The 20,405-nt window shown below is 66.8% G+C and carries 23 protein-coding genes; 9 read left to right on the top strand and 14 right to left on the bottom strand.

Annotation, left to right across the window (positions count from 1 at the left end; translation table 11 throughout):
- Nucleotides 1-731: 731 nt before the first annotated feature.
- The 5 genes from OC184_RS06625 to scpA all read right to left on the bottom strand — a co-directional run bounded on the left by OC184_RS06625 (nucleotide 732) and on the right by scpA (nucleotide 6,645).
- A complete protein-coding gene (locus OC184_RS06625) occupies nucleotides 732-2,021 on the bottom strand; it encodes a homoserine dehydrogenase (protein ID WP_265506394.1) in 1,290 nt (429 codons plus the stop codon).
- 150 nt (nucleotides 2,022-2,171) lie between these two features.
- Nucleotides 2,172-2,693: a hypothetical protein gene (locus OC184_RS06620; RefSeq protein WP_265506393.1), complete on the bottom strand. Its 522-nt coding sequence runs from the start codon at nucleotides 2,691-2,693 to the stop codon at nucleotides 2,172-2,174.
- 3 nt (nucleotides 2,694-2,696) lie between these two features.
- Nucleotides 2,697-3,521 (bottom strand): glycosyl transferase, encoded by an 825-nt coding sequence (locus OC184_RS06615; protein WP_265506392.1) that lies wholly within the window; start codon nucleotides 3,519-3,521, stop codon nucleotides 2,697-2,699.
- A gap of 61 nt (nucleotides 3,522-3,582) precedes the next feature.
- Entirely contained in the window at nucleotides 3,583-4,482 is a 900-nt protein-coding gene (locus OC184_RS06610; RefSeq protein WP_265506391.1) for a hypothetical protein, read from the bottom strand.
- A gap of 30 nt (nucleotides 4,483-4,512) precedes the next feature.
- Nucleotides 4,513-6,645, bottom strand: a complete 2,133-nt coding sequence (gene scpA, locus OC184_RS06605; RefSeq protein WP_265506390.1) for a methylmalonyl-CoA mutase — start codon at nucleotides 6,643-6,645, stop codon at nucleotides 4,513-4,515.
- Between the two features lie 57 nt (nucleotides 6,646-6,702).
- On the opposite strand from scpA, the gene OC184_RS06600 reads away from it, so the two are divergent.
- Nucleotides 6,703-7,239, top strand: a complete 537-nt coding sequence (locus tag OC184_RS06600) for a DUF4174 domain-containing protein (RefSeq protein ID WP_265506389.1) — start codon at nucleotides 6,703-6,705, stop codon at nucleotides 7,237-7,239.
- Between the two features lie 93 nt (nucleotides 7,240-7,332).
- Nucleotides 7,333-7,536, top strand: a complete 204-nt coding sequence (locus OC184_RS06595) for a hypothetical protein (protein ID WP_265506388.1) — start codon at nucleotides 7,333-7,335, stop codon at nucleotides 7,534-7,536.
- Here OC184_RS06595 and OC184_RS06590 read toward each other — a convergent pair.
- Nucleotides 7,502-8,182 (bottom strand): hypothetical protein, encoded by a 681-nt coding sequence (locus OC184_RS06590; protein ID WP_265506387.1) that lies wholly within the window; start codon nucleotides 8,180-8,182, stop codon nucleotides 7,502-7,504. The genes OC184_RS06595 and OC184_RS06590 overlap by 35 nt on opposite strands.
- Nucleotides 8,183-8,235: 53 nt before the next feature.
- Here OC184_RS06590 and OC184_RS06585 point away from each other — a divergent pair, with 53 nt between their 5' ends.
- The gene (locus OC184_RS06585) at nucleotides 8,236-8,652 is read left to right on the top strand and encodes a DUF4174 domain-containing protein (RefSeq protein ID WP_265506386.1); all 417 of its coding nucleotides are present in this window, start codon (nucleotides 8,236-8,238) and stop codon (nucleotides 8,650-8,652) included.
- 98 nt (nucleotides 8,653-8,750) lie between these two features.
- Here OC184_RS06585 and OC184_RS06580 read toward each other — a convergent pair whose 3' ends face one another.
- The 7 genes from OC184_RS06580 to OC184_RS06550 all read right to left on the bottom strand — a co-directional run bounded on the left by OC184_RS06580 (nucleotide 8,751) and on the right by OC184_RS06550 (nucleotide 14,212).
- Nucleotides 8,751-8,993, bottom strand: a complete 243-nt coding sequence (locus OC184_RS06580) for a hypothetical protein (RefSeq protein ID WP_265506385.1) — start codon at nucleotides 8,991-8,993, stop codon at nucleotides 8,751-8,753.
- The gene (locus OC184_RS06575; protein WP_265506384.1) at nucleotides 8,993-11,038 is read right to left on the bottom strand and encodes an acetyl-CoA carboxylase biotin carboxylase subunit; all 2,046 of its coding nucleotides are present in this window, start codon (nucleotides 11,036-11,038) and stop codon (nucleotides 8,993-8,995) included. Before OC184_RS06575 ends, OC184_RS06580 begins: the two co-directional genes overlap by 1 nt.
- Nucleotides 11,039-11,160: 122 nt before the next feature.
- On the bottom strand, nucleotides 11,161-11,373 hold the full coding sequence (locus OC184_RS06570; protein ID WP_265506383.1) for a YMGG-like glycine zipper-containing protein: 213 nt from the start codon (nucleotides 11,371-11,373) through the stop codon (nucleotides 11,161-11,163).
- 75 nt (nucleotides 11,374-11,448) lie between these two features.
- On the bottom strand, nucleotides 11,449-11,691 hold the full coding sequence (locus tag OC184_RS06565) for a hypothetical protein (protein ID WP_265506382.1): 243 nt from the start codon (nucleotides 11,689-11,691) through the stop codon (nucleotides 11,449-11,451).
- 127 nt (nucleotides 11,692-11,818) lie between these two features.
- Nucleotides 11,819-12,238: a hypothetical protein gene (locus tag OC184_RS06560; RefSeq protein WP_265506381.1), complete on the bottom strand. Its 420-nt coding sequence runs from the start codon at nucleotides 12,236-12,238 to the stop codon at nucleotides 11,819-11,821.
- An 84-nt stretch (nucleotides 12,239-12,322) separates the two neighbouring features.
- A complete protein-coding gene (locus tag OC184_RS06555; protein ID WP_265499981.1) occupies nucleotides 12,323-12,475 on the bottom strand; it encodes a hypothetical protein in 153 nt (50 codons plus the stop codon).
- A gap of 204 nt (nucleotides 12,476-12,679) precedes the next feature.
- On the bottom strand, nucleotides 12,680-14,212 hold the full coding sequence (locus tag OC184_RS06550) for an acyl-CoA carboxylase subunit beta (RefSeq protein WP_265506380.1): 1,533 nt from the start codon (nucleotides 14,210-14,212) through the stop codon (nucleotides 12,680-12,682).
- Between the two features lie 169 nt (nucleotides 14,213-14,381).
- Between OC184_RS06550 and alr the strand changes: the two genes are divergently transcribed.
- The 6 genes from alr to OC184_RS06520 all read left to right on the top strand — a co-directional run bounded on the left by alr (nucleotide 14,382) and on the right by OC184_RS06520 (nucleotide 19,458).
- Nucleotides 14,382-15,398, top strand: coding sequence for an alanine racemase (gene alr, locus OC184_RS06545; RefSeq protein ID WP_265506379.1), 1,017 nt, complete (start codon nucleotides 14,382-14,384; stop codon nucleotides 15,396-15,398).
- The gene (locus tag OC184_RS06540) at nucleotides 15,395-16,159 is read left to right on the top strand and encodes an MlaE family ABC transporter permease (protein ID WP_265506378.1); all 765 of its coding nucleotides are present in this window, start codon (nucleotides 15,395-15,397) and stop codon (nucleotides 16,157-16,159) included. Before alr ends, OC184_RS06540 begins: the two co-directional genes overlap by 4 nt.
- Entirely contained in the window at nucleotides 16,156-16,845 is a 690-nt protein-coding gene (locus OC184_RS06535; RefSeq protein ID WP_265506377.1) for an ABC transporter ATP-binding protein, read from the top strand. The genes OC184_RS06540 and OC184_RS06535 overlap by 4 nt, the downstream gene beginning before the upstream one ends.
- Before the next feature lie 147 nt (nucleotides 16,846-16,992).
- Nucleotides 16,993-18,069, top strand: a complete 1,077-nt coding sequence (locus OC184_RS06530; RefSeq protein ID WP_265506376.1) for a PhoH family protein — start codon at nucleotides 16,993-16,995, stop codon at nucleotides 18,067-18,069.
- Nucleotides 18,062-18,559: an rRNA maturation RNase YbeY gene (gene ybeY / locus OC184_RS06525; protein ID WP_265506375.1), complete on the top strand. Its 498-nt coding sequence runs from the start codon at nucleotides 18,062-18,064 to the stop codon at nucleotides 18,557-18,559. The genes OC184_RS06530 and ybeY overlap by 8 nt, the downstream gene beginning before the upstream one ends.
- Complete coding sequence (locus OC184_RS06520) at nucleotides 18,556-19,458, top strand: transporter associated domain-containing protein (RefSeq protein ID WP_265506374.1); 903 nt, start codon at nucleotides 18,556-18,558, stop codon at nucleotides 19,456-19,458. Before ybeY ends, OC184_RS06520 begins: the two co-directional genes overlap by 4 nt.
- 5 nt (nucleotides 19,459-19,463) lie before the next feature.
- Here the strand turns inward: OC184_RS06520 and OC184_RS06515 are convergent, their stop codons facing one another.
- Nucleotides 19,464-20,405 carry an alpha/beta hydrolase gene (locus OC184_RS06515; protein WP_265506373.1) on the bottom strand — a complete coding sequence of 314 codons (942 nt, stop codon included), beginning with the start codon at nucleotides 20,403-20,405 and terminating at the stop codon, nucleotides 19,464-19,466.

Here is a 20,405-nt window from a genome sequence, read left to right as displayed (position 1 = left end):
CAGCGTTGTAGGCAGACCAGTTCAGGGTGCGGTAGCGAGTAAGCGCGGGCTTGGACATGCCGTTCAGCTATGTCGCTGGACGTGCAATGTGTATCCCAAAAAGGCTTCATGCAACAACGCCTCTCGGGCCGCTTCTGCTCGAGGGGCTTGCAGGTCTTTTTGTGGGTCAGCCCGAGACCGCGCGAAAACCTCCAGACCGAGACACGGTGAATGGCAATGCCATGATGATCTGCAAGTTCGCCCATCAGGTCGTTCGGGGGCAGATCGGGCCTTCGCGCGGTGATCCAGCCCCACAGCAACCCATTTGCCAAGACCACCGCCATGGCCCAAGACAGGCGGAGCCAACCCGCCCGTCCCGCGCTTCAGGATCAACATGTCGTTGACCAACTTCACCGAAACCGGGAACCGCGCAGCGGCTGGACGGTGCGAGCTCCCTTCCTCCTCGAGCGCCACAACGCGCTGTCGAAGTGCCATGGGATGTGGACTGCCATATCATCCCTCCACCTGTCATGCAGCCAGGGAACCACAGATCAAGCCACAGAGGTACCCTGAAGCGGGCGAACCGCAACACGCTTTAGAGTATTCACGGGCGGACGAGACGGGAGGCGATGAACCCGACCTTCGCTGCGGAGGACATCAACGCACAGGCTTCATGGAGAGGGCGCGTCGATAGGCTGCAGACGTTCAGCCTGCGCCACGTTCCGCCAACGAAGGGAGTCGCGCCGCTTGTCTCAGACCTCCTCGATGCGCAGTTCGACCGGGTCGCTGACCAGGACACCGGTGCGGGGCAGGGCTTCGATGGCGAAGTCGATGGCTTCGGGGGTGGTCTTGTGCGTCACGACCAGGACAGGCACGCTGGCCGGGCTGTGCTGGCCGTATTGGCGCATGCGATCGATCGAGATGCCTGCGTCACCCAGGACGGTCGCGACCTTGGCCAGCGCGCCCGGCTTGTCCTGCAGCTCCAGCCGCATGTAGTAGGCGGCCGGGACGGCCGTGCGGGCCGGTTGCGCCGCGACCAGCGCCCCGGCGGGTTCGCCGAAAACGGGCAGGCGGACGCCGCGGGCGATCTCGACGATGTCTGACAGGACCGCACTGGCGGTGGGACCCTCGCCCGCGCCCGCGCCGCGCAGGACGATCTGGCCGACGCTGTCGCCCTCGATCACCACCATGTTTGTGCCGCCGACCAGCTGGCCGAGGGGGCTGTCGGCTGGCACAAGGCAGGGCGACATGCGCTGTTCCAGCCCCCTGGCGGTCATTTGCGCCACGCCCAGCAGCTTGATGCGATAGCCCATGTCGGCGGCGCGGCGGATGTCGTCGATGCTGACTCGCTCGATCCCCTCGATCTCGACCGCGTCGAAGTTCACCTGCGTGCCGAAGGCGATCGAGGACAGGATCGCCAGCTTATGGCCCGCATCGATCCCGCCTACGTCCAGTGTCGGGTCGGCCTCCAGATAGCCCAGCTGGCGCGCCTCTTCGAAGACCGCCTCGTAGGGCAGGCCCGCGCTTTCCATCCGCGTCAGGATATAGTTGCAGGTGCCGTTCATGACGCCCATGACGCGGCTGACGCGGTTGCCGGCCAGGGATTCGGTCATCGACTTGATGACCGGGATGCCGCCAGCAACGGCGGCCTCGAACCGGATCACTCGGCCCAGGTCCTCGGCCAGTTCGGCCAAGGACTGCCCATGCATGGCCAGAAGCGCCTTGTTTGCCGTGACGACATCCTTGCCGGATCGCAGCGCGGCCTCGATGCTGTCGCGGGCAATGCCGGCGTCGCCGCCCACCAACTCGATGAAGACGTCCACGTCGTCGGCCGTTGCCACCGCCATCGGATCGGCCTCCCAACGATAGGCCGAAAGGTCAGCATCGCGGTTCTTCATCCGGTCACGCGCCGATACGGCCGTGATGGTCACTGCACGCCCCGACCGGCGCGCCAGAAGGTCGGCATGTTTCTGGACGATCTTGACGACACCGATCCCGACGGTGCCAAGCCCGGCGATGCCGAGGCGGAGGGGGGACGACATGGGTTCCTCTCATCCTTGATTTCGCGGGTGTTAGCGCGGCTGGGCGGCTGTTGCAACGCGTGAAAGGCGGGGCACCGCCCGGCGATGCCGCGGGCACCGAACCCTCCGATCATGCCGGCAGGCGATCCGGCTGGATCACTTCGGATGCCCTCATTCGGGATCGTCATGTCCCGCCCACCGGCCCTCGATCCCTGTCGCACGCATGATGCGGACGATGCGCCGCGCGGCGGCCAAGACCCTGTCGCGGATCTGCAGCACGTCCTGCGTCGTCAGTTCGCCCGGATAGCTTTCGCCGCGCGTGTTCACGAAGGTCGGGTGCCAGCCGCCAGCCATCTCGCCCGGGCGCCAGGACGCATGGCAGAGCAGGTTGCGCAACCGGCGCAACTGCGGCAGCTCTAGCGCCAGAGGGGCAAGGTCGGGGGTCTCGGCCCGGCGCGCGGTCGCAAGGAAGCTGTCGATCAGCGTGCCAAGCGAGTCGTCGGCAATATCCTCGACCCGCTGCAGCCAGGCCTGCAGGGCCAGGTCGCTGGCGTCCGCCCCCAGACCCTTGCGGGTCAGTGAGAAGATGGCCCGTTTCAGCGCCTCTTCAAGAAAGCCGAAGCTGGCGACGGCGTGGCCCAGGGCTGCGGCCATGTCGTCGGGCAGGCGGTCAGGCGCGCGGGGCAGGGGCACCGGTCATTCCCGCCACAGCTGCGCTACCCAGGATGTCGGGCGAACATAGTGGCGCAGGTGCTTGACGAAGCCTTCGCGCCGATCGCCGGTGAAGGCCGCACGCAGATGCTCCAGCGGCGGACGCGCCTTGTCGGCTTCGTCCCACCGGCCGGCGATGGCGTCCGGCGGGTTCAGGCTGCCCGGGAACATGACGATGCGCGTGCCGCGGGGGATGCGGGCTTCCCGGATATAGTTCAGGGGGAAAACCGGGACGCAGTGGAAGCGGAAATGGGCGAGCCAGCCGCGCGGCCAGAACTTGACACCGCCCGGTGCGTTGCGCGTGACGAAGCGCTGCTCATAGTGGTACTTATCGGCCACGCCCTGCGGGTCGGCGGCGAAAATCTGCTGCAGCGGGGCCAACTTGCCGACGCGCATGCGATAGACCGATGTCTGGCCCATCTTTTCAAGCGGCGTGTTGGGATTGCGTCCCAGGATCGTGTCGTCGGGATCACCGAAGGTAAAGAACGCGTCCAGATTGCCGGTGACGATAACGTCGAGGTCCAGAAACAGCACGACCCCGGTGACGTCGCCCAGATCACCCCACAGCCGCGACTTCGGCCACTTGCCGCGCGTGCGCTGCGGCGCGTCATAGGTGAAGTCGGGCAGTGGCCGCACCGCGACATCGGGATGCAGACCCGCGCCATCGTCGGTGAAGCAGAACAGGCGAAAGGGCGGCGTGATGTTGCGAGCGATCATCGCGTGCAGGCGGTTCACGTATTCCGGCCCAAACTTCGTTCCCCACTTGATGCAGATGATCTGCTTGAGATTGCCGTCGCGTCCGTCGCTCATGTCATGTGCCCCGCCTTTGGGGTCAGCTTTCCCACCTTGGCCGCGCCGAGGCAATGACCCATCACCCCCGACCGAGCAATTCGCGGAATGCCGCGACTGCCTCGGCGCCCAATCCAGGGTCTGGCGTTAGAGGTTCGTTGTCGTCGAACAGCCGTTCGCGACGGGGAAACCAGCGGGCGCGCAGCCGCTCGTTCGACGCAAGGCACTCGGCGCGGATCCGGTCGCGCTGCGCCGGCGGGATAAGGTCGCCGCGACCGGCGAACCGCGCGCCGTGGCGGCGCATCAACTCTCGGTTGGTGCGGCGCACGTCCTCGGCCTGATCAAGGGTCGCGTAATGGCGCACCAGATCGGCGCGGGGCGAGACATTGGCCCGCAGGCTGGCAGCGTCAGTCGGGGCGAGGTCCTGCCGGCCGATGGCGGTCAGCAGCGCCCGGATACTGTCTGGCCGCGGGGCGCCGGGGGCTTCCTCGGCATAGATCCCCGGAACGACGTCCACGTTCGGGAATGTGTCGGCCCAGTCCCGCAGCAGTCGGTCATAGTCCAGAAGGGGCCGAACATGGTGGTGCAGGAAACCCGGCATGTCCTGCGCCCGGCTGCCGTTCCACTTGACCCACTGCTTCACCAGCGCCTCTGCGAACAGGTCCTGCCGGCGCAGCCAGATCAGGACGCCGATGCGGTGGCCGTCGAACGCCTTGATCAAGGGACGCGCCAGCCGCGCCGGGTGGCACGAGAAATCTTCGGACGAGATCAGCGCATCACCCGCCGCCGCCTTTTTCAGGCGCGAGACGAAGCCCGAGATGATGCGGTCCGCCTTGGCCGGATCGCGGACCAGCGCGCGGACAAGTCTGCCGCTGGCCGGCTGGCCCCTGCCGGGACGCAGGTAGAGAAGTCCCTGCGCCAGCAGCTCCTCCTCGGATGCTGCCAGCCAGTCCTGCACCGCAGAGGTGCCTGTCTTCTGCATCCCGACATGCAGCCAGACCCGCGCCATCGCTCAGCGGCGCACGGCGCGGATCAGGTTCAGGATGTCGGCGGCGGCCGTCGGGATGTTCGTGCCCGGGCCGAAGATTGCCTTGACGCCTGCCGACTTCAGGAAGTCGTAGTCCTGCTGGGGGATCACGCCGCCGCAGATCACGATGATGTCGCCGGCGCCCTGCGCCTTCAGCGCCTCGATCAGCTTGGGCGCCAGCGTCCGGTGCCCCGCCGCCTGGCTGGAGATGCCGACCACGTGGACGTCGTTGTCCACCGCATCCTGCGCGGCCTCTTCGGGCGTCTGGAACAGCGGGCCGACATCGACATCGAAGCCGATATCGGCAAAGGCCGTGGCGATCACCTTGGCGCCGCGGTCATGGCCATCCTGGCCCATCTTGACGACCAGCATGCGGGGGCGGCGACCCTCTTCCTCGGCGAAGGTCTCGACGTCCTTCTGGATCTGGGCAAAGCCCTCGTCGCCCTCGTAGGCGGCGCCATAGACGCCGGCCAGGGTCTTCACCTCGGCACGGTGGCGGCCGAATTCCTTTTCCATCGCCATGCTGATCTCTCCGACTGTGGCACGGGCGCGGGCGGCCTCCACGGCGGCCTCCAGCAGGTTGCCGCCCTCGCGGGCGCGGCGGGTGATCTCCTCCAGCGCGGCCGTGCAGGCGGCCTCGTCGCGGCTGGCGCGGATCTGCTGCAGGCGCGCGATCTGGCTGTCGCGGACGGCCATGTTGTCGATGTCCAGAATGTCGATCGGATCTTCGCGGTCCTTGCGATACTTGTTGACGCCGACGATCACATCCTCTCCCCGGTCGATCAGGGCCTGGCGGCGGGCCGCCGTCTCCTCGATGCGCAGCTTCGGCATGCCGGAGGCCACGGCCTTGGTCATGCCGCCCATCTCCTCGACCTCCTCGATCAGGGCCCAGGCCTTTTCGGCCAGCTCCGCTGTCAGGCTTTCGATGTAGTAGGACCCGGCCAGCGGATCGACGACATGGGTGATGCCGGTCTCCTCCTGCAGGATCAGCTGGGTGTTCCGGGCGATGCGGGCGCTGAAGTCGGTCGGCAGGGCAATGGCCTCGTCCAGGGCATTGGTGTGCAGCGACTGCGTTCCCCCAAGCGCCGCCGACATCGCCTCATAGGCAGTACGTATGACATTGTTGTAGGGGTCCTGCTCCTGCAGGGACACGCCGGATGTCTGGCAATGCGTCCGCAGCATCAGGCTGGCGGTCTTCTTCGGCTCGAATTCCGACATGATGCGGTGCCACAGCAGGCGAGCGGCGCGCAGCTTGGCAATCTCCATGAAAAAGTTCATGCCGATGGCGAAGAAGAACGACAGCCGCCCGGCAAAGGCGTCCACGTCCATGCCCGCCGCGATGGCGGCGCGGACGTATTCGCGCCCGTCGGCCAGGGTGAAGGCCAGCTCCTGCACCAGGTTCGCGCCCGCTTCCTGCATGTGATAGCCGGAAATCGAGATCGAGTTGAAGCGCGGCATCTGGCCGGACGTGTATTCGATGATGTCGCTGACGATCCGCATGCTGGGTTCGGGCGGATAGATATAGGTGTTGCGGACCATGAACTCCTTCAGGATGTCGTTCTGGATGGTCCCCGACAGGGCCGCGACCGGGTGGCCCTGCTCCTGACCGGCAACGATGAAGTTCGCCAGGATCGGGATGACGGCGCCGTTCATGGTCATGCTGACGCTGACCTTGTCCAGCGGGATGCCGTCGAACAGGATCTTCATGTCCTCGACGCTGTCGATGGCGACGCCGGCCTTGCCGACATCGCCCTCGACTCGGGGATGGTCGCTGTCATAGCCCCGATGGGTGGCCAGATCGAAGGCCACCGACACGCCCTGCTGCCCGGCCGCCAGGTTGCGACGATAGAAGGCGTTCGATTCCTCGGCCGTGGAAAAGCCCGCATATTGCCGGATCGTCCAGGGGCGACCGGCATACATCGTCGCGCGCGGGCCGCGCGTGAAGGGCGCCAGACCCGGAAGCCCGCCCACATGCGACAATCCCTCCGTATCCTCCTGGGTATAGAGCGGCTTCACCGCAATTCCCTCCAGCGTGTGCCAGGTCAGGCTGTCGGGGTCTCGGCCCTTCAGCTCGGCCTCGGCCTGCTTTCGCCAGTCCTGCAGCGTCGGTTTTGTCATGGCTGATCCTTTCCCGCGGCGTGTCCCGGCCTATATTCAGACCATGACGAGGTGCCGATGAAGTTGAAATTCCTGATTTTGACGATGGTGCTGGCGGCGATGGGGCCGGCCCGCGACGCACCGCCGCCCGATCCCGACAGCCTGGTGCAGCGCAACCCGGCGCGCCTGCCGCCGGTGTCGCAACGACCTGTCCAGCCGGCGCCGCCGACCTCTCCGCTGATCCTGCCGGCGCCGCCCCGGTTCGAGGCGGCAGAGGTCGACCCCCAGCAGTTCCTGTGGAACGCCCGCCCCGTGGTCGTCTTCGCCGACACGCCCGAGGATCCGGCCTTCGTCGAGCAGATCGAGGCGCTGACCACTGACGGTCGCGCCCTGCTGGACCGCGATGTGGTCATCGTCACCGACAGCGATCCGGCGGCCAACAGCCTGTGGCGGCAGCAGTTGCGGCCGCGTGGCTTTTCGCTGGTGCTGCTGGACAAGGACGGGCAGGTCAAGATCCGCAGGCCGACGCCCTGGGATGCGCGCGAGGTCGGGCGCGCCATCGACCGGCTGCCGCTCCGCCGGCAAGAGATCGGCCGCGGCAATGTCATGCGCTGACCGCCCGCTGTGCGAAACTTGTGGATTTGCGGCGCGTTGCTTATATCATGAAGGAAGCCGGGCAGGTTGCCCGCAGATATGAAGGGTTCGATCATGGCAAATTCGCGTACCGACCGCGCCGCCGCGTCCCTCGCGTCGGTCCCATCGACAAAAAAACCGGTGCGCCGGGACGCCACCGCCGGCCCGCGTCCTGACGCCAAGCCCAAGGCTGCGGTTATCAGCCGCGCCAACGAGATCGTGCGTGCCATCGGGTTGCGTCCCATCACTGGCCTCTCGGGTCCCAAGATCGGCTATTGACGCCGTCGCGCGCAGCCAATCGGTCGCGCAACTCGGCCAGTTCAGCCGGCAACTGCCGCGTCATCTGCGCCAACACGTTAGCATCGTCCGCATCCAGCATCCGTTCGACCGCGGCCGGTCCACCTCTCAGGCATTCCGTCAGGACGCGAACGGCCTGAAGACCGGTGTCGCGGGTCTCCTCCATCAGCGACAGGTAATCCGCCATCATCTGCGCCGCGCGCTGCCCGTCCGTCCGCGCAATCTCACGCAGGTCCGCCGCCAGCGCCGACATGATCGACAGCAACCGATAGTAAAGCACGATCGGGTCGATCACCGGCGCCGGCAGAATGTGGATATCCGTCAGCACCGCCGAGAAGATCCGGTCGTTCGCGTGCTGCGGCAGCGTGGGGACAAAGTCGCCGGTCTCGATTCGGGCGATCAGCGTCGCGGCATCCTCGGCCGAGGGGACCTGCTGCTCCAGCGCAAAAACATGGGCGCGGATCTCGGCCAGCAGCGCCCGCTGGATGTCGCCTTCGCGCGTGCGGCGCAGGATCGCATCGCGCCGCCGCGTCTGCGCCGCCACCACGATCCAGCCCACCGCGACGAACAGGCCGGTCACCACCGCCTGCTGCAACTGCGGGCTGAGATAGAGGTCAAGCGGTGGCATGGGAACCTGCCGCCGCCGGCATGCGTCGTTGAAGCAGAGCGAAGGAGAAGCCGATGCACCGACTCTGTCTGACTGCGCTAATCAGTCTCTGGCCCGCCATGGCCCCTGCGGACACCGCACGCGGGGACAGCGGCCTGAGGGTCATGCCCCTGCAGGACGACACGCTTGGGACGCTACGATGGCAGGCACGCCCGGTGGTCGTTCTGGGCCCGGACCGGGACGTGCAGGCCCAGATCGCGCGACTGCAGGCCGGGGCGGCCGAACTGGCCGAGCGCGAGGTGGTCATCTTGACCGATGGCAGCGGGGCCGATCCTCTGCGACAGGGAACGGCCTTCCAGGTGCTGCTGGTCGGCAAGGACGGCGGAGTCAAGCTGCGTCGCGAGACGCCCGTGGACGCCGCCGACATCATCGACCTGATCGACACGATGCCGATGCGCCAGCGGGAGGCGGCCCCTGAACAGGACGACTGACCCCGCCCGCCGCGTGGCCACAGAAGCGGACGGCGCTGACCCACGGAAGGGACAGGGCGCCGTAGCAAGTGTGGCCTGGCAAGGACAATTTTCATCTGTCAGCCTTCTTCCTGACCGTCCAGGATCTGCTGCAAAAGTTTTGCCAACTCCTCTGCCCCTTGCCGGTCGAACTGCAGCGACTGGCTGACCTTACCCGGAATTGCTCGGTCGGCCGATCCATAGGTGTCGATCTGCAGAAGCTTCTCGCCCTCGGCCATGACGATCGAGCATGTTGCCTCGACCTCCCGGTGCTTCTTCGGATAGGCGATGTCCCTGGGCGAGAGGTTCCTGACCAGCGCCATCACTCAAACTCCATGATGACATCGTCCACCTTCAGACTCTCGCCGGGCGCCGCGTTGACGGACCTGACGACGCCCCTGCGTTCGGCGCGCAGGATGTTCTCCATCTTCATCGCCTCGACGGTGGCGAGGGCCTGGCCCTCCTGCACTTCGTCCCCGGCCTCGACATTGATGCGGACCACCAGCCCCGGCATGGGGCAGAGGAGGAACTTCGACGTGTCCGGCGGCAGCTTCTCGGGCATCAGGCGCGCCAGTTCAGCGGCGCGCGGGCGGCGGACATGGACGGCAAGGTCGGCGCCGCGGGTCCGCAGACGCAGGCCCGCCGGGATCTTGTCGACCTTGAGGACCAGCGGCTTGCCATCGACCTCGATCAGCGCCAGCGACTGCCCCGGCCGCCAGTCGCTTTCGACGCGCATCGCGCGGCCGTTCAGATGGACCATCGCGCCGTCCCGGTCCGCCTCGATCCGCACCGGCCATTCCCGGCCACCGGCGAAGACGACCCAGTTCTCGCCGACATGGCGTTCATGGTTGCTCAGGCGTCCGCTGATGCGTGTGCGCCGGATCTCGGCCACGCGGTGCATTGCGGCGGCGGCGGCGGCTACGCGCTCCATCTCGTCCACGCCAAGGGATGCGCCCTGGAAGCCCTCGGGATATTCCTCCGCGATGAACGCGGTGGTGATGTCGCCCGAGACGAACTTCGGGTGGTCCATCACAGCCGACAGGAAGGGCAGGTTATGGCCGATCCCCTCGACCTCGAACCGGTCCAGGGCGACGCGCATCGCCTCGATCGCCTGCGCGCGGTCGGGCGCCCAGGTGCAAAGCTTGGCGATCATCGGGTCATAGAACATGCTGATCTCGCCGCCTTCATAGACGCCGGTGTCGTTGCGCACGGCCGCAGGTCCCTGTGGCGCACCCTGCGCCAGCCACTTCCCCTCGACCAGCATCGGCCCGGCCGCAACCTCGACCGGCGGGCGATAGCGGGTCAGCCGTCCGATCGAGGGCAGGAAGCCGCGATAAGGGTCTTCGGCATAGAGTCGGCTTTCCATCGCCCAACCGGTAATCTTCAGGTCGGATTGTGCAAAGGGCAGGGGCTCACCGGCGGCGACGCGGATCATCTGCTCGACCAGGTCGACGCCGGTGATCAGCTCGGTCACCGGATGTTCGACCTGAAGGCGCGTGTTCATCTCGAGGAAGTAGAAGTTGCGCTGGCCGTCGACGATGAACTCGACCGTTCCGGCACTGGTATAACCGACGGCCTTGGCTAGGGCGACGGCCTGGGCGCCCATCGCGGCGCGGGTGGCCTCGTCCAGGAAGGGCGACGGTGCCTCTTCGATGACCTTCTGGTTCCTGCGCTGGATCGAGCATTCGCGTTCATGCAGATAGACAGCGTTGCCATGCTGGTCTGCCAGGACCTGGATCTCGATATGGCGGGGCTGGGTCACGAACTTCTCGATGAAGATGCGATCATCGCCGAAACTGTTGGCGGCCTCGTTCTTCGAGGACTGGAAGCCCTCGCGCGCCTCGTCGTCGTTCCAAGCGATGCGCATCCCCTTGCCGCCGCCGCCGGCGCTGGCCTTGATCATCACCGGATAGCCGATGTCGGCGCTGATCCGGGCCGCCTCGTCGGCGTCCGCAATCAGGCCCATGTGGCCCGGCACGGTGCTGACACCCGCCTCGGCCGCGATCTTCTTCGAGGTGATCTTGTCGCCCATCGCCTCGATCGCACCCGAGGGCGGACCGATGAAGACCACGCCTTCTGCCTCCAGCGCCTCGGCGAACTTCCTGTTTTCGGACAGGAACCCATAGCCGGGATGGACGGCCTCGGCCCCGGTCTGGCGGATCGCGTCCATGATCTTGTCGATCACGATATAGGACTGGTTTGCCGGTGAGGGTCCGATATGAACGGCCTCGTCAGCCATCTTCACATGCAGCGCGTTGCGGTCGGCATCCGAATAAACGGCGACTGTGGCGATCCCCATCCTGCGCGCGGTCTTGATGACGCGGCACGCGATCTCTCCCCGGTTGGCGATCAGGATTTTCTTGAACATCTGTCCCCCCCAGCCCTCTTGCTGGCCCTCAGGCATGAAAAAACCGCCCGAAGGTGCGGTCTGCACCTTGGGCGGCATCGGTCTTGGTCCGGCCGCGCGGGCGGGCGGGATGGGTCAGCCGATCATTCGCACAGGCGAACGTCGTTGCACAGCGCACCGGCAGCGCCGCCGATGGCCGCGCCCTTGATGGCGTTTTCGCCGCTGACGCTGGCGATGGTTGCGCCGACGCCGGCACCGATGAGAGCGCGGTCGGTGTCGGTCGGGTTGATGCCCTGCGTGCAACCGGCGACTGCGGTCGCGCCGACCAGCGCGGCCATGGCGAAGAATTTGGACATGTTTCTGATCCTGTCGTTACGTAGGCAGGGACGCAACGCGTGCCCTGCCCGAATGTTTCAAGCCCGCAGGCGCGATCAGTAGCGGCGCTGGCAGACGCCGGCGTCGTCGCAGAGCGCGCCGCCGACGGCGCCGATCGCCGCGCCGGTGGCCAGGTCTTCGTCAAGCGCCTTCGCGATGACGGCACCGGCGACGGCACCGCCGGCTGCGCGCTGCGCGTCGGGCGAGATGCCACCGCCCTGATAGCTGGGGGCGCAGGCCGAAAGGCCGGCGGCGACCAGAACCAGGCCAGCAAGGCGGATGGTGACGGATTTCTGCATGATGAACTGCCTGTCTTGTGGGTCCGCTGCCGGACCAGTTGTAGATCGTGGTCTGGTATCGCACAGCTGAGCGTAAGGTCAAACTGACATGCGTGTGACTTCAACGGGTTCAGCAGCAAATCGCGCATCAGCGGCCGGCCTCGTCATCGTCGTCGCCCCAGTCGTCATCTCCGTCGTCCCAGTCGAAGGCCGGGGCCTCGTCCTTGGCAAAAAGCTCGGGGAAGGCGGCTTCGGCGGCCGCCATGTCGATCTGCAGCAGCTGGTCGTAATCGGCCGGGTCGAAGTCGCCGACGGGCTTCACCTCGCGGCCGATCAGCCAGGACAGGCGACCGGCATCAAGGTTGCCGCGCGGGAAGGGTTCGTCGCCGAAATGTTCGATCAGTGCCGACAGGAAGCCCGCGTCGGCGCGCTTGTCGGCGGCTTTGCGGTCCTTGAACCGCTCGCGACGGGTGATGGGCGTGGCGCCCTTCTTGCGATTCTCGCGCCGTATGACGAACTGGAAATCTGTGCCGGGCAGGCGCCCGGGAAAGCCGCGATGCTTCAGCATGGCAAGGCCCCTTTGCTATGGCGCGCGGGGGCTGCTGCGCACGGGCAGGCTGGCCGCCCGCGCGCGGTGGTCGGTCCGCCGGCCTTAGCCGAACTTGCCCTGATAGACAGGCTCGGTCGTGACGGGGTTGACGACCGGCGCTGCCGGGGCGGTCGGCACATAGACGTCGGGCTGCTGGCGCTGACAGGCCGCGAAGGCCGACACGAGGACGAGGCCGAGGATGATCTTTTTCGACATGAAGTCAGGCTCCTGTAAAACGGACGCTGTGGCGTCCGGCTGCTCGGGTTCTGGCCGGCTTCGATGGCCGGCCTGGCCGCAAGCATAGCGGCGCCCGCAGGCCCGAGACAGGCGGCGGCATCGGCCCGGCGTTTGCCGCGCCCGCGCTGTGGCGCGGCTGCATCATTCACGACTTTGTGCATCGAGGCCATGTCCAAGCGCGGCTTACAGCGGGATGTTGTCGTGCTTTTTCCACGGGTTCGTCAGCCGCTTGCCGCGCAGGCTGGCGAAGGCGCGGGCGACGCGCTTGCGGGTCGACCGCGGCTGGATCACCTCGTCGATGAAGCCCTTTTCGGCCGCGACGAAGGGGTTGGCGAAGCGGTCCTCATAATCCTTCGTGCGGGCGGCGATCTTTTCCGGCTGGTCCAGCTCGCTGCGATAGAGGATCTCGACCGCGCCCTTGGCGCCCATCACTGCAATCTCGGCCGTGGGCCAGGCATAGTTGAAATCGCCCCTCAGGTGCTTCGAGGCCATGACGTCATAGGCCCCGCCATAGGCCTTGCGCGTGATGACCGTGACCTTCGGCACCGTCGCCTCGCCATAGGCGAACAGAAGCTTGGCCCCGTGCTTGATGACGCCGCCGTATTCCTGCCCCGTTCCGGGCAGGAAGCCAGGAACGTCGACCAGCGTCAGGATCGGGATCTCGAAAGCATCGCAGAAGCGCACGAAGCGGGCGGCCTTGCGGCTGCTGTCGATGTCCAGGCACCCGGCCAGCACCATCGGCTGGTTCGCGACGACGCCGACGGTCTGGCCCTCGATCCGGATGAAGCCCACGATGATGTTGCCGGCGAAATCCTTCTGGATCTCGTAGAAGTCACCCTCATCCGCGATCTTCGCGATCAGTTCCTTCATGTCGTAGGGCTGGTTCGGGTTGTCGGGGATCAGCGTGTCTAGGCTAGGCTCGATCCGCGCCGGATCGTCGAAGAAGGGCCGGGTCGGCGCCTTTTCGCGGTTGTTCAGCGGCAGGAAGTCGAACAGCCGGCGGATCTCGGATAGCGCCTCGACATCGTCCCGGAACGCGCCATCGGCGACCGAAGACTTGCGCGTGTGGGTCGATGCGCCGCCCAGTTGCTCGGCGGTCACCACCTCGTTCGTGACGGTCTTGACCACGTCGGGGCCGGTCACGAACATGTAGGATGTGTCCTGCACCATGAAGATGAAGTCGGTCATGGCGGGCGAATAGACCGCGCCGCCCGCGCAAGGTCCCATGATGACGCTGATCTGCGGAATTACGCCCGACGCCATGACGTTGCGCTGGAAGACGTCGGCATAGCCCGCAAGGCTAGCCACGCCTTCCTGGATGCGCGCGCCGCCCGAATCATTCAGTCCGATCACTGGGGCGCCGTTCTGCATCGCCATGTCCATGATCTTGCAGATCTTCTGGGCATGGGTTTCCGAGAGCGACCCCCCGAAGACGGTGAAGTCCTGGCTGAAGACATAGACCATTCGCCCATTGATGGTGCCCCAGCCCGTCACGACGCCGTCGCCATAGGGGCGCTCGGCCTCCATCCCGAAATCGGTCGAGCGGTGGGCGACGAACATGTCGAACTCTTCGAAGCTGTCCTCGTCCAGCAGCAGCTCAATCCGTTCGCGCGCCGTCAGCTTTCCGCGGGCGTGCTGGGCATCGATCCGGCGCTGGCCGCCGCCAAGCCGCGCCTCTCCGCGCCGCCGCTCAAGCTCTTGCAGGATGTCCTTCATGCGCGCCTCCGTGGATACTCTGCGGGCAGGTTAGACGCACCGTCGGGAGGTTCAAAGGAGTTTCCGGGAAATTTGCAAAGGAACTTCAGAATCAGTGACGCAAATTGCAAATATGCAAAGGGTGCGGCGGCCTCTTGACGATAAGGCGGCGTGGGGGCAAGCCCGCGGGATGGGACTGCAGATCGACATCCAGGCCATTCTGGCCAACCACGCGGCGCTTGCCGCCAAGGCGCCGGGCGCGCGGGCGGCGGCCGTCGTGAAGGCCGACGCCTATGGCCTGGGGGCCGACCGCGTCGCACCCGCGCTCTATGCCGCCGGAGTGCGCGACTTCTTCGTCGCCCTGGCGCGCGAAGGCCGGGCGATCCGGCCGCTTCTGCCCCCCGACGCGCGGATCAACGTGCTGTCGGGCCATATGGAGGGCGAGGACCTGACCGGCCTGACGCCGGTCCTGAACAGTCCCGCGCAATTCTTCCGCGACCGCACGATGCGGCCGGGGCAGCCCTTCGCGATCCAGCTGGACACCGGGATGAACCGCCTGGGGATGGAGGCGCCCGAATGGGCCGCCATCCGTACCGAGGCGCTGGCGGCGGGGCCGTCCTTCATCATGTCGCACCTGGCTTGCGCCGACGAGCCTGAACATCCGGCAAACGCGGCGCAGCTGGCGGCGTTCCGTGCAATGACCGACGGCTGCGGCGTTCCCCGGTCGCTGGCGGCGACGGGCGGGATCCTGCTGGGGCCGGACTATCACTTCGACCTGGTGCGGCCGGGCGTGGGCCTCTATGGCGGCATGCCCTTTGCCGACGCCCGCCCGGTCGTGAGCCTGTCGCTGCGCGTAATCCAGACGCGGGACGTCCGGGCCGGAGAGATGGTCGGCTATGGTGCGACCTGGCATGCCGAGCGCGACAGCCGCATCGCCACGGTCGATGCGGGCTATGCCGATGGCATCCTTCGGGCACTCTCCTCCAGCGGGGCGGTGCTTTACGCGGGCGATGTCGCCTGCCCAATCGTGGGGCGCGTGTCGATGGACCTGATCACGGTCGACGTTACGGACCTTGCGACGGTCCCGGACCTCCTGCACCTGATCTGCCCGCAGCAGCCGATCGACCGGCTGGCCGACCTGGCCGGCACCATCGGGTACGAGATCCTGACGTCCCTGGGGCTGCGCTACCAGCGGACCTATCTGTGAACCCACTCCGCGCGATCGGGCGGCCCGCCCTGCGTGTGACGCGCGGGATCGGCGCGGTGACGCTTTTCGCGGTGCGCGGGCTGGCGGGGCTGCGGCCGTTTCCTTGGTGGGCCATCCTGGCGCAGCTTCTGCAGATCGGCTGGTTGTCGCTGCCGGTGGTGGGCCTGACGGCGCTTTTCACCGGCGCGGCCCTGGCCCTGCAGATCCATTCCGGGGGCGAGCGTTTCCAGGCCAGCGACGTCGTGCCTGCGATCGTCGCCATCGGCATGGTGCGAGAGCTTGGCCCCGTCCTTGGCGGGCTGATGGTCGCCGCCCGCGTCGCCAGCTCCATCGCCGCCGAGATCGGGACCATGCGCGTGACCGAACAAATTGACGCGCTGGTGACGCTGTCAACTGACCCGATCCGGTGGCTTGTGACGCCGCGCCTCTGGGCGGCGGTCCTGTCGCTGCCGGTGCTGGTCGCCGTGGGGGACGTCATCGGCATCATGGGCGGCTGGCTAATCGGGACGACCTCGCTGGGGTTCAACTCGGTTACCTATATCGCGAACAGCTGGGCCTATCTCGAAGGTTGGGACGTGATGTCGGGGCTGATCAAAGGCGCGGTCTTCGGCCTGATCGTGGCGCTGTCGGGCTGCTGGTGCGGCATGCGGTCGGGCCGGGGGGCGGCTGGCGTCGGCCGGGCCACGACCTCGGCCGTAGTGGCCGCGGCTGTCGGAATTCTTGCCGCGAATTTCGCCCTGACAGGGCTGTTCTTCCGATGATCGAGGTCCGGGGACTTCGCAAAGCCTTCGGTCAGGCCCGCGTCCTCGACGGCGTCGACCTGCGCGTGGGGCAGGGCGAGAGCCTCTGCGTGATCGGCCAGTCCGGCACCGGCAAGTCGGTGCTGCTGAAATGCATCCTGGGTTTGATCCAGCCGGACGAGGGGGTGATCCTCTCGCAGGGGCAGCCGCTGGAGCCTTATCGATTCATGCGGCGTTTCGGGATGCTGTTCCAAGGGGCTGCGCTGTTCGACAGCCTGTCGGTCTGGCAGAACGTCGCCTTCCGCCTGCGCCAGCGCATGTCCGACCGCGCCGCCCGTGCGATTGCGCTGGAAAAACTGGCCCGCGTCGGACTGGACCGCAATGTTGCCGACCTGATGCCGGCCGAACTGTCGGGGGGCATGGCCAAGCGCGTCGGTCTTGCCCGCGCCATTGCCGACGATCCGGCGGTCATCTTCTTCGACGAACCGACGACCGGCCTCGACCCGATCCGGGCGCGCGCCATTGACGGGCTGATCCGCGGCATCGTCACCGAAACCGGCGCAACGGCCGTGACGATCACCCATGACATGGCGTCGGTCCGCGCGATCGGCGACCGGGTGGCGCTGCTGCAGGGCGGGCGGATCGTCCATGACGGCCCGGTCGCGTCGATGGACCAGGCACCGGCGCTGGCGCATTTCCTGGCCTGACGTTGCCCCCGTGCCATGCAACTTTTACACCATTGTCGCGTTCTGCTGTAAAACAGCAGAGGTCGTTCCTATCTGTCCTTGACAAGATCTTGTGCGAATCCCGGCAAGTTGCCACGATAGAAACAGACGCCTGAGCAGGAGAAAGATTTGGGTCTGACCCCCACGCCCCCCGTGACCACCCCCTCGGCGGAAACTCTGCTGGAATTTCCTGACAACCGGCTGCTGATCGACCTCTGCGGTGCCAATGACCGGCACCTGGCCCGCATCGAGGAGGCGCTTGGCGTCCACATCCTGCGGCGCGGCAACCAGCTTGGCATCGTCGGCGGACCCGAGGCGCAGGCCGAGGCCGCGCAGCTTCTGCGCGGACTTTATGCGCGCCTGGAGCAGCAGCGTCCCGTCAGTCTGGCCGAGATCGAGGCCGCCCTGCGCATGGGCGTCGAGCCGGTGACCGACGTCAGCCCGGCCGAGCAGCTCGAGATGTTCGCGCAGGGCAATTATGAACTTCGAACCCGCAAGAAGTCGGTCGAGCCGCGGACTGACGCGCAGAAGGCTTATGTCCGGTCGCTGTTCCAGAACGAGCTGGCCTTCGGCATCGGCCCGGCGGGCACCGGCAAGACCTATCTGGCGGTGGCCGTCGGCGTGACCATGCTGATCGGTGGCCATGTCGACCGGATCATCCTGTCGCGCCCCGCCGTCGAGGCGGGCGAGCGGTTGGGCTTCCTTCCCGGCGACATGAAGGAGAAGGTCGATCCCTACATGCAGCCGCTCTATGACGCGCTGAACGACTTCCTTCCCGGCAAGCAGATGCAGAAGCTGATGGAGGAGAAGCGCATCGAGATCGCGCCGCTGGCCTTCATGCGCGGCCGCACCCTGTCGCGCGCCTTCGTCGTCCTGGACGAGGCGCAGAATGCCAGCAGCATGCAGATGAAGATGTTCCTGACCCGCCTTGGGGAAGGGTCGCGCATGGTCATCACCGGCGATCGCACCCAGATCGACCTGCCGCGCGGGATGCAGTCGGGGCTGGTGGACGCCGAAAAGATCCTGAAGGACGTGAAGGGCATCAGCTTCAGCTATTTCACCGCCGACGACGTCGTGCGCCACCCGCTTGTCGCGCGGATCATCAAGGCCTATGACGCCGAGGAGGTCGCGGCGCTGGCCCGTGGCGAAGCAGAGGAGCCGCGCGGCCAGTATGTGCCGCGCCGTGCGATGCGGAACGATGCCTGACCAGATCTCTGCCGACTGTGTCATCGAGGATGGCAGATGGCAGGCCGCCGGGCTTGAAGGCCTGGCGGCCCGTGCCGTGGATGCGACCCTGTCCTGGCACCGCATCGGCGGCGAGGTCGTGGTCATGGGCTGCGGCGATGCCCGCATCGCCAGCCTGAACGCCGACTTCCGCGGCAAGCCCAGGGCCACCAACGTGCTGTCATGGCCCTCGGTCGAGCACACCCCAAGGCAGCCGGGCGCCGCGCCGGACCTTCCCGACGAGGACGAACTGGGCGACATCGCCATCGCCTTCGAGACCTGCGTGGCGGAAGCGCAGGCGCAGGGCAAGCCCTTCGATCATCACGTCCTGCATCTGCTCGTCCACGCGACGCTGCACCTGCTGGGCTATGACCACGAGAACGACCCCGACGCCGAGCGGATGGAAGCGACCGAGCGCGCCATCCTGCAGGCGATCGGCGTCCCCGATCCCTACCTGGAGACCGAGCAATGAATTCCGAGGCCCGATTACCTGATACCGATTATGACCACGATGAAAGCCATGACGAGGAGCCGCCGAGTCCCCGCGGATTCTTCGGGCGCGTGTTCCACGCCCTGACCGGAGCAGAGGATCAGGACCAGGCCGAGGGGCAGGGCGAGCGCCATGTCGCCGGCGCGCCGGGCCTTCTGAACCTGCGCCGGATGCGGGTCGACGACGTGGCTATCCCCAAGGTCGAGATCATCGCGGCGCCGCTGAATGTGACGCTGGACGATCTGGTGACGATGTTCCGCGAACATGGATTTTCGCGCATCCCGGTCTTCCGCGGCACCCTGGATAGCCCGTTGGGGCTGATCCACCTCAAGGATCTGGCGCTGAAGCATGGCTTCGGGGCGGGGGGCAAGTTCACCCTGCGGCCGATGCTGCGGCCGCTGCTCTACGTTCCGCCATCGATGCCGATCGGCGTCCTGCTGCAGCAGATGCAGACAAAGCGCATCCACATGGCGCTGGTCATCGACGAATACGGCGGGGTCGACGGGCTGGTGACGATCGAGGATCTGATCGAGCAGGTCATCGGCGAGATCGAGGACGAGCATGACGAGGACGAAGGCGGCTTGTGGGTCCATGAGAAGCCCGGCCAGTGGCTGATCCAGGCCCGGGCCGACCTGCGCGACGTTGAATCCGAAACCGGGACCCGGCTGGCCGACGAAGAGGACGAAGAGGTCGATACCTTGGGCGGCCTGATCTTCATGCTGACCGGGCGGGTGCCACTGCGCGGCGAGGTCATTGCCCACCCGTCGGGCGTCGAGTTCGAGGTTGTGGATGCCGATCCGCGCCGGCTCAAGCGGATCAGGCTGCGGCTGCCAAGCGTCGCGACCGCCGCCACCCCTTCCGAAGTGGCCGAAGCTGGCTGAACCCGTCAGCGCGTGGCGAAGCGGTCCAGCATCGCGGCGATGAACGTTTCTCGGGCCGGGGGAAGCTCCATCATGACCTCGTGACGGGTGTCAGCGACCTCCAGAAGGTCGCCGCCCGGCCAGCGGGACGCGCGGTCGCGGATGGCCTGGACCGAGACGACCTTCTCCTCGGTACCGACGGCGACCAGCATCGGCGTCTGCGGTGACGGGATGCGCGACAGCCGTGCGCATTCGTTCAGCGCCTTCGACACCCAGTCGAAGCTGGCGCCGCCGATGGTCAGGTCGGGCCAGGTCGCCGCCTCGCGCAGCAGCCGCGCCCATTCGTCGACGTTGTGGGTCAATAGATTGTCGTGGAAACACTCGTCCAGGAAGTAGGTGGTCGCGGACCCGCCGCTGCGCGGTGCGGCGAGCCCACCGCGCCCCAGTCGTCCCGCCAGATAGGCGATCCCGAGCGCGATCCCCTGCTGCGCCCGCCGCAGGTTGATCCCCCACATGGGTGCCGAGAAGACCGCCGTCTGCACGGGCAGGTCACCCTCCAGCGCGGCCAGCCCGATGCAGCCGCCCATGGAATGGGCCAGCAGGTGCCAGGGCTTGGGCAGGTCCAGCGCCTCAGCCGCGACCACCATCTCCACCACGTCATGCTGATAATCCGAAAATTCGCGGACGTGGCCGGGCCGCGGGTCGGCCTGAAGCCGGTCCGACAGGCCCTGACCGCGCCAGTCGATGGCCAGCACGTCATAGCCCTGGGCGGTCAGCCTGGCGGCGATCGGCGCGTATTTTTCGATGTATTCGGTGCGTCCGGGGAACAGCAGGACCGTGCCCAGGCCGCCATCCTGCGCTGCCCAATGCGCAAGGCGCAGGCGGACCCCATCCTCTGCCGTGACGAAGAAGGCACTGGCAAGCGCCTTCGTGTCATCGGGCAGCTGGTGGAACGGCGCCCGCTCCAT

Origin of the sequence: Paracoccus rhizosphaerae (genome assembly GCF_026162645.1) — a bacterium.
GTDB lineage: Bacteria > Pseudomonadota > Alphaproteobacteria > Rhodobacterales > Rhodobacteraceae > Paracoccus > Paracoccus rhizosphaerae.
This window is presented reverse-complemented; position numbering and strand designations above follow the sequence as displayed.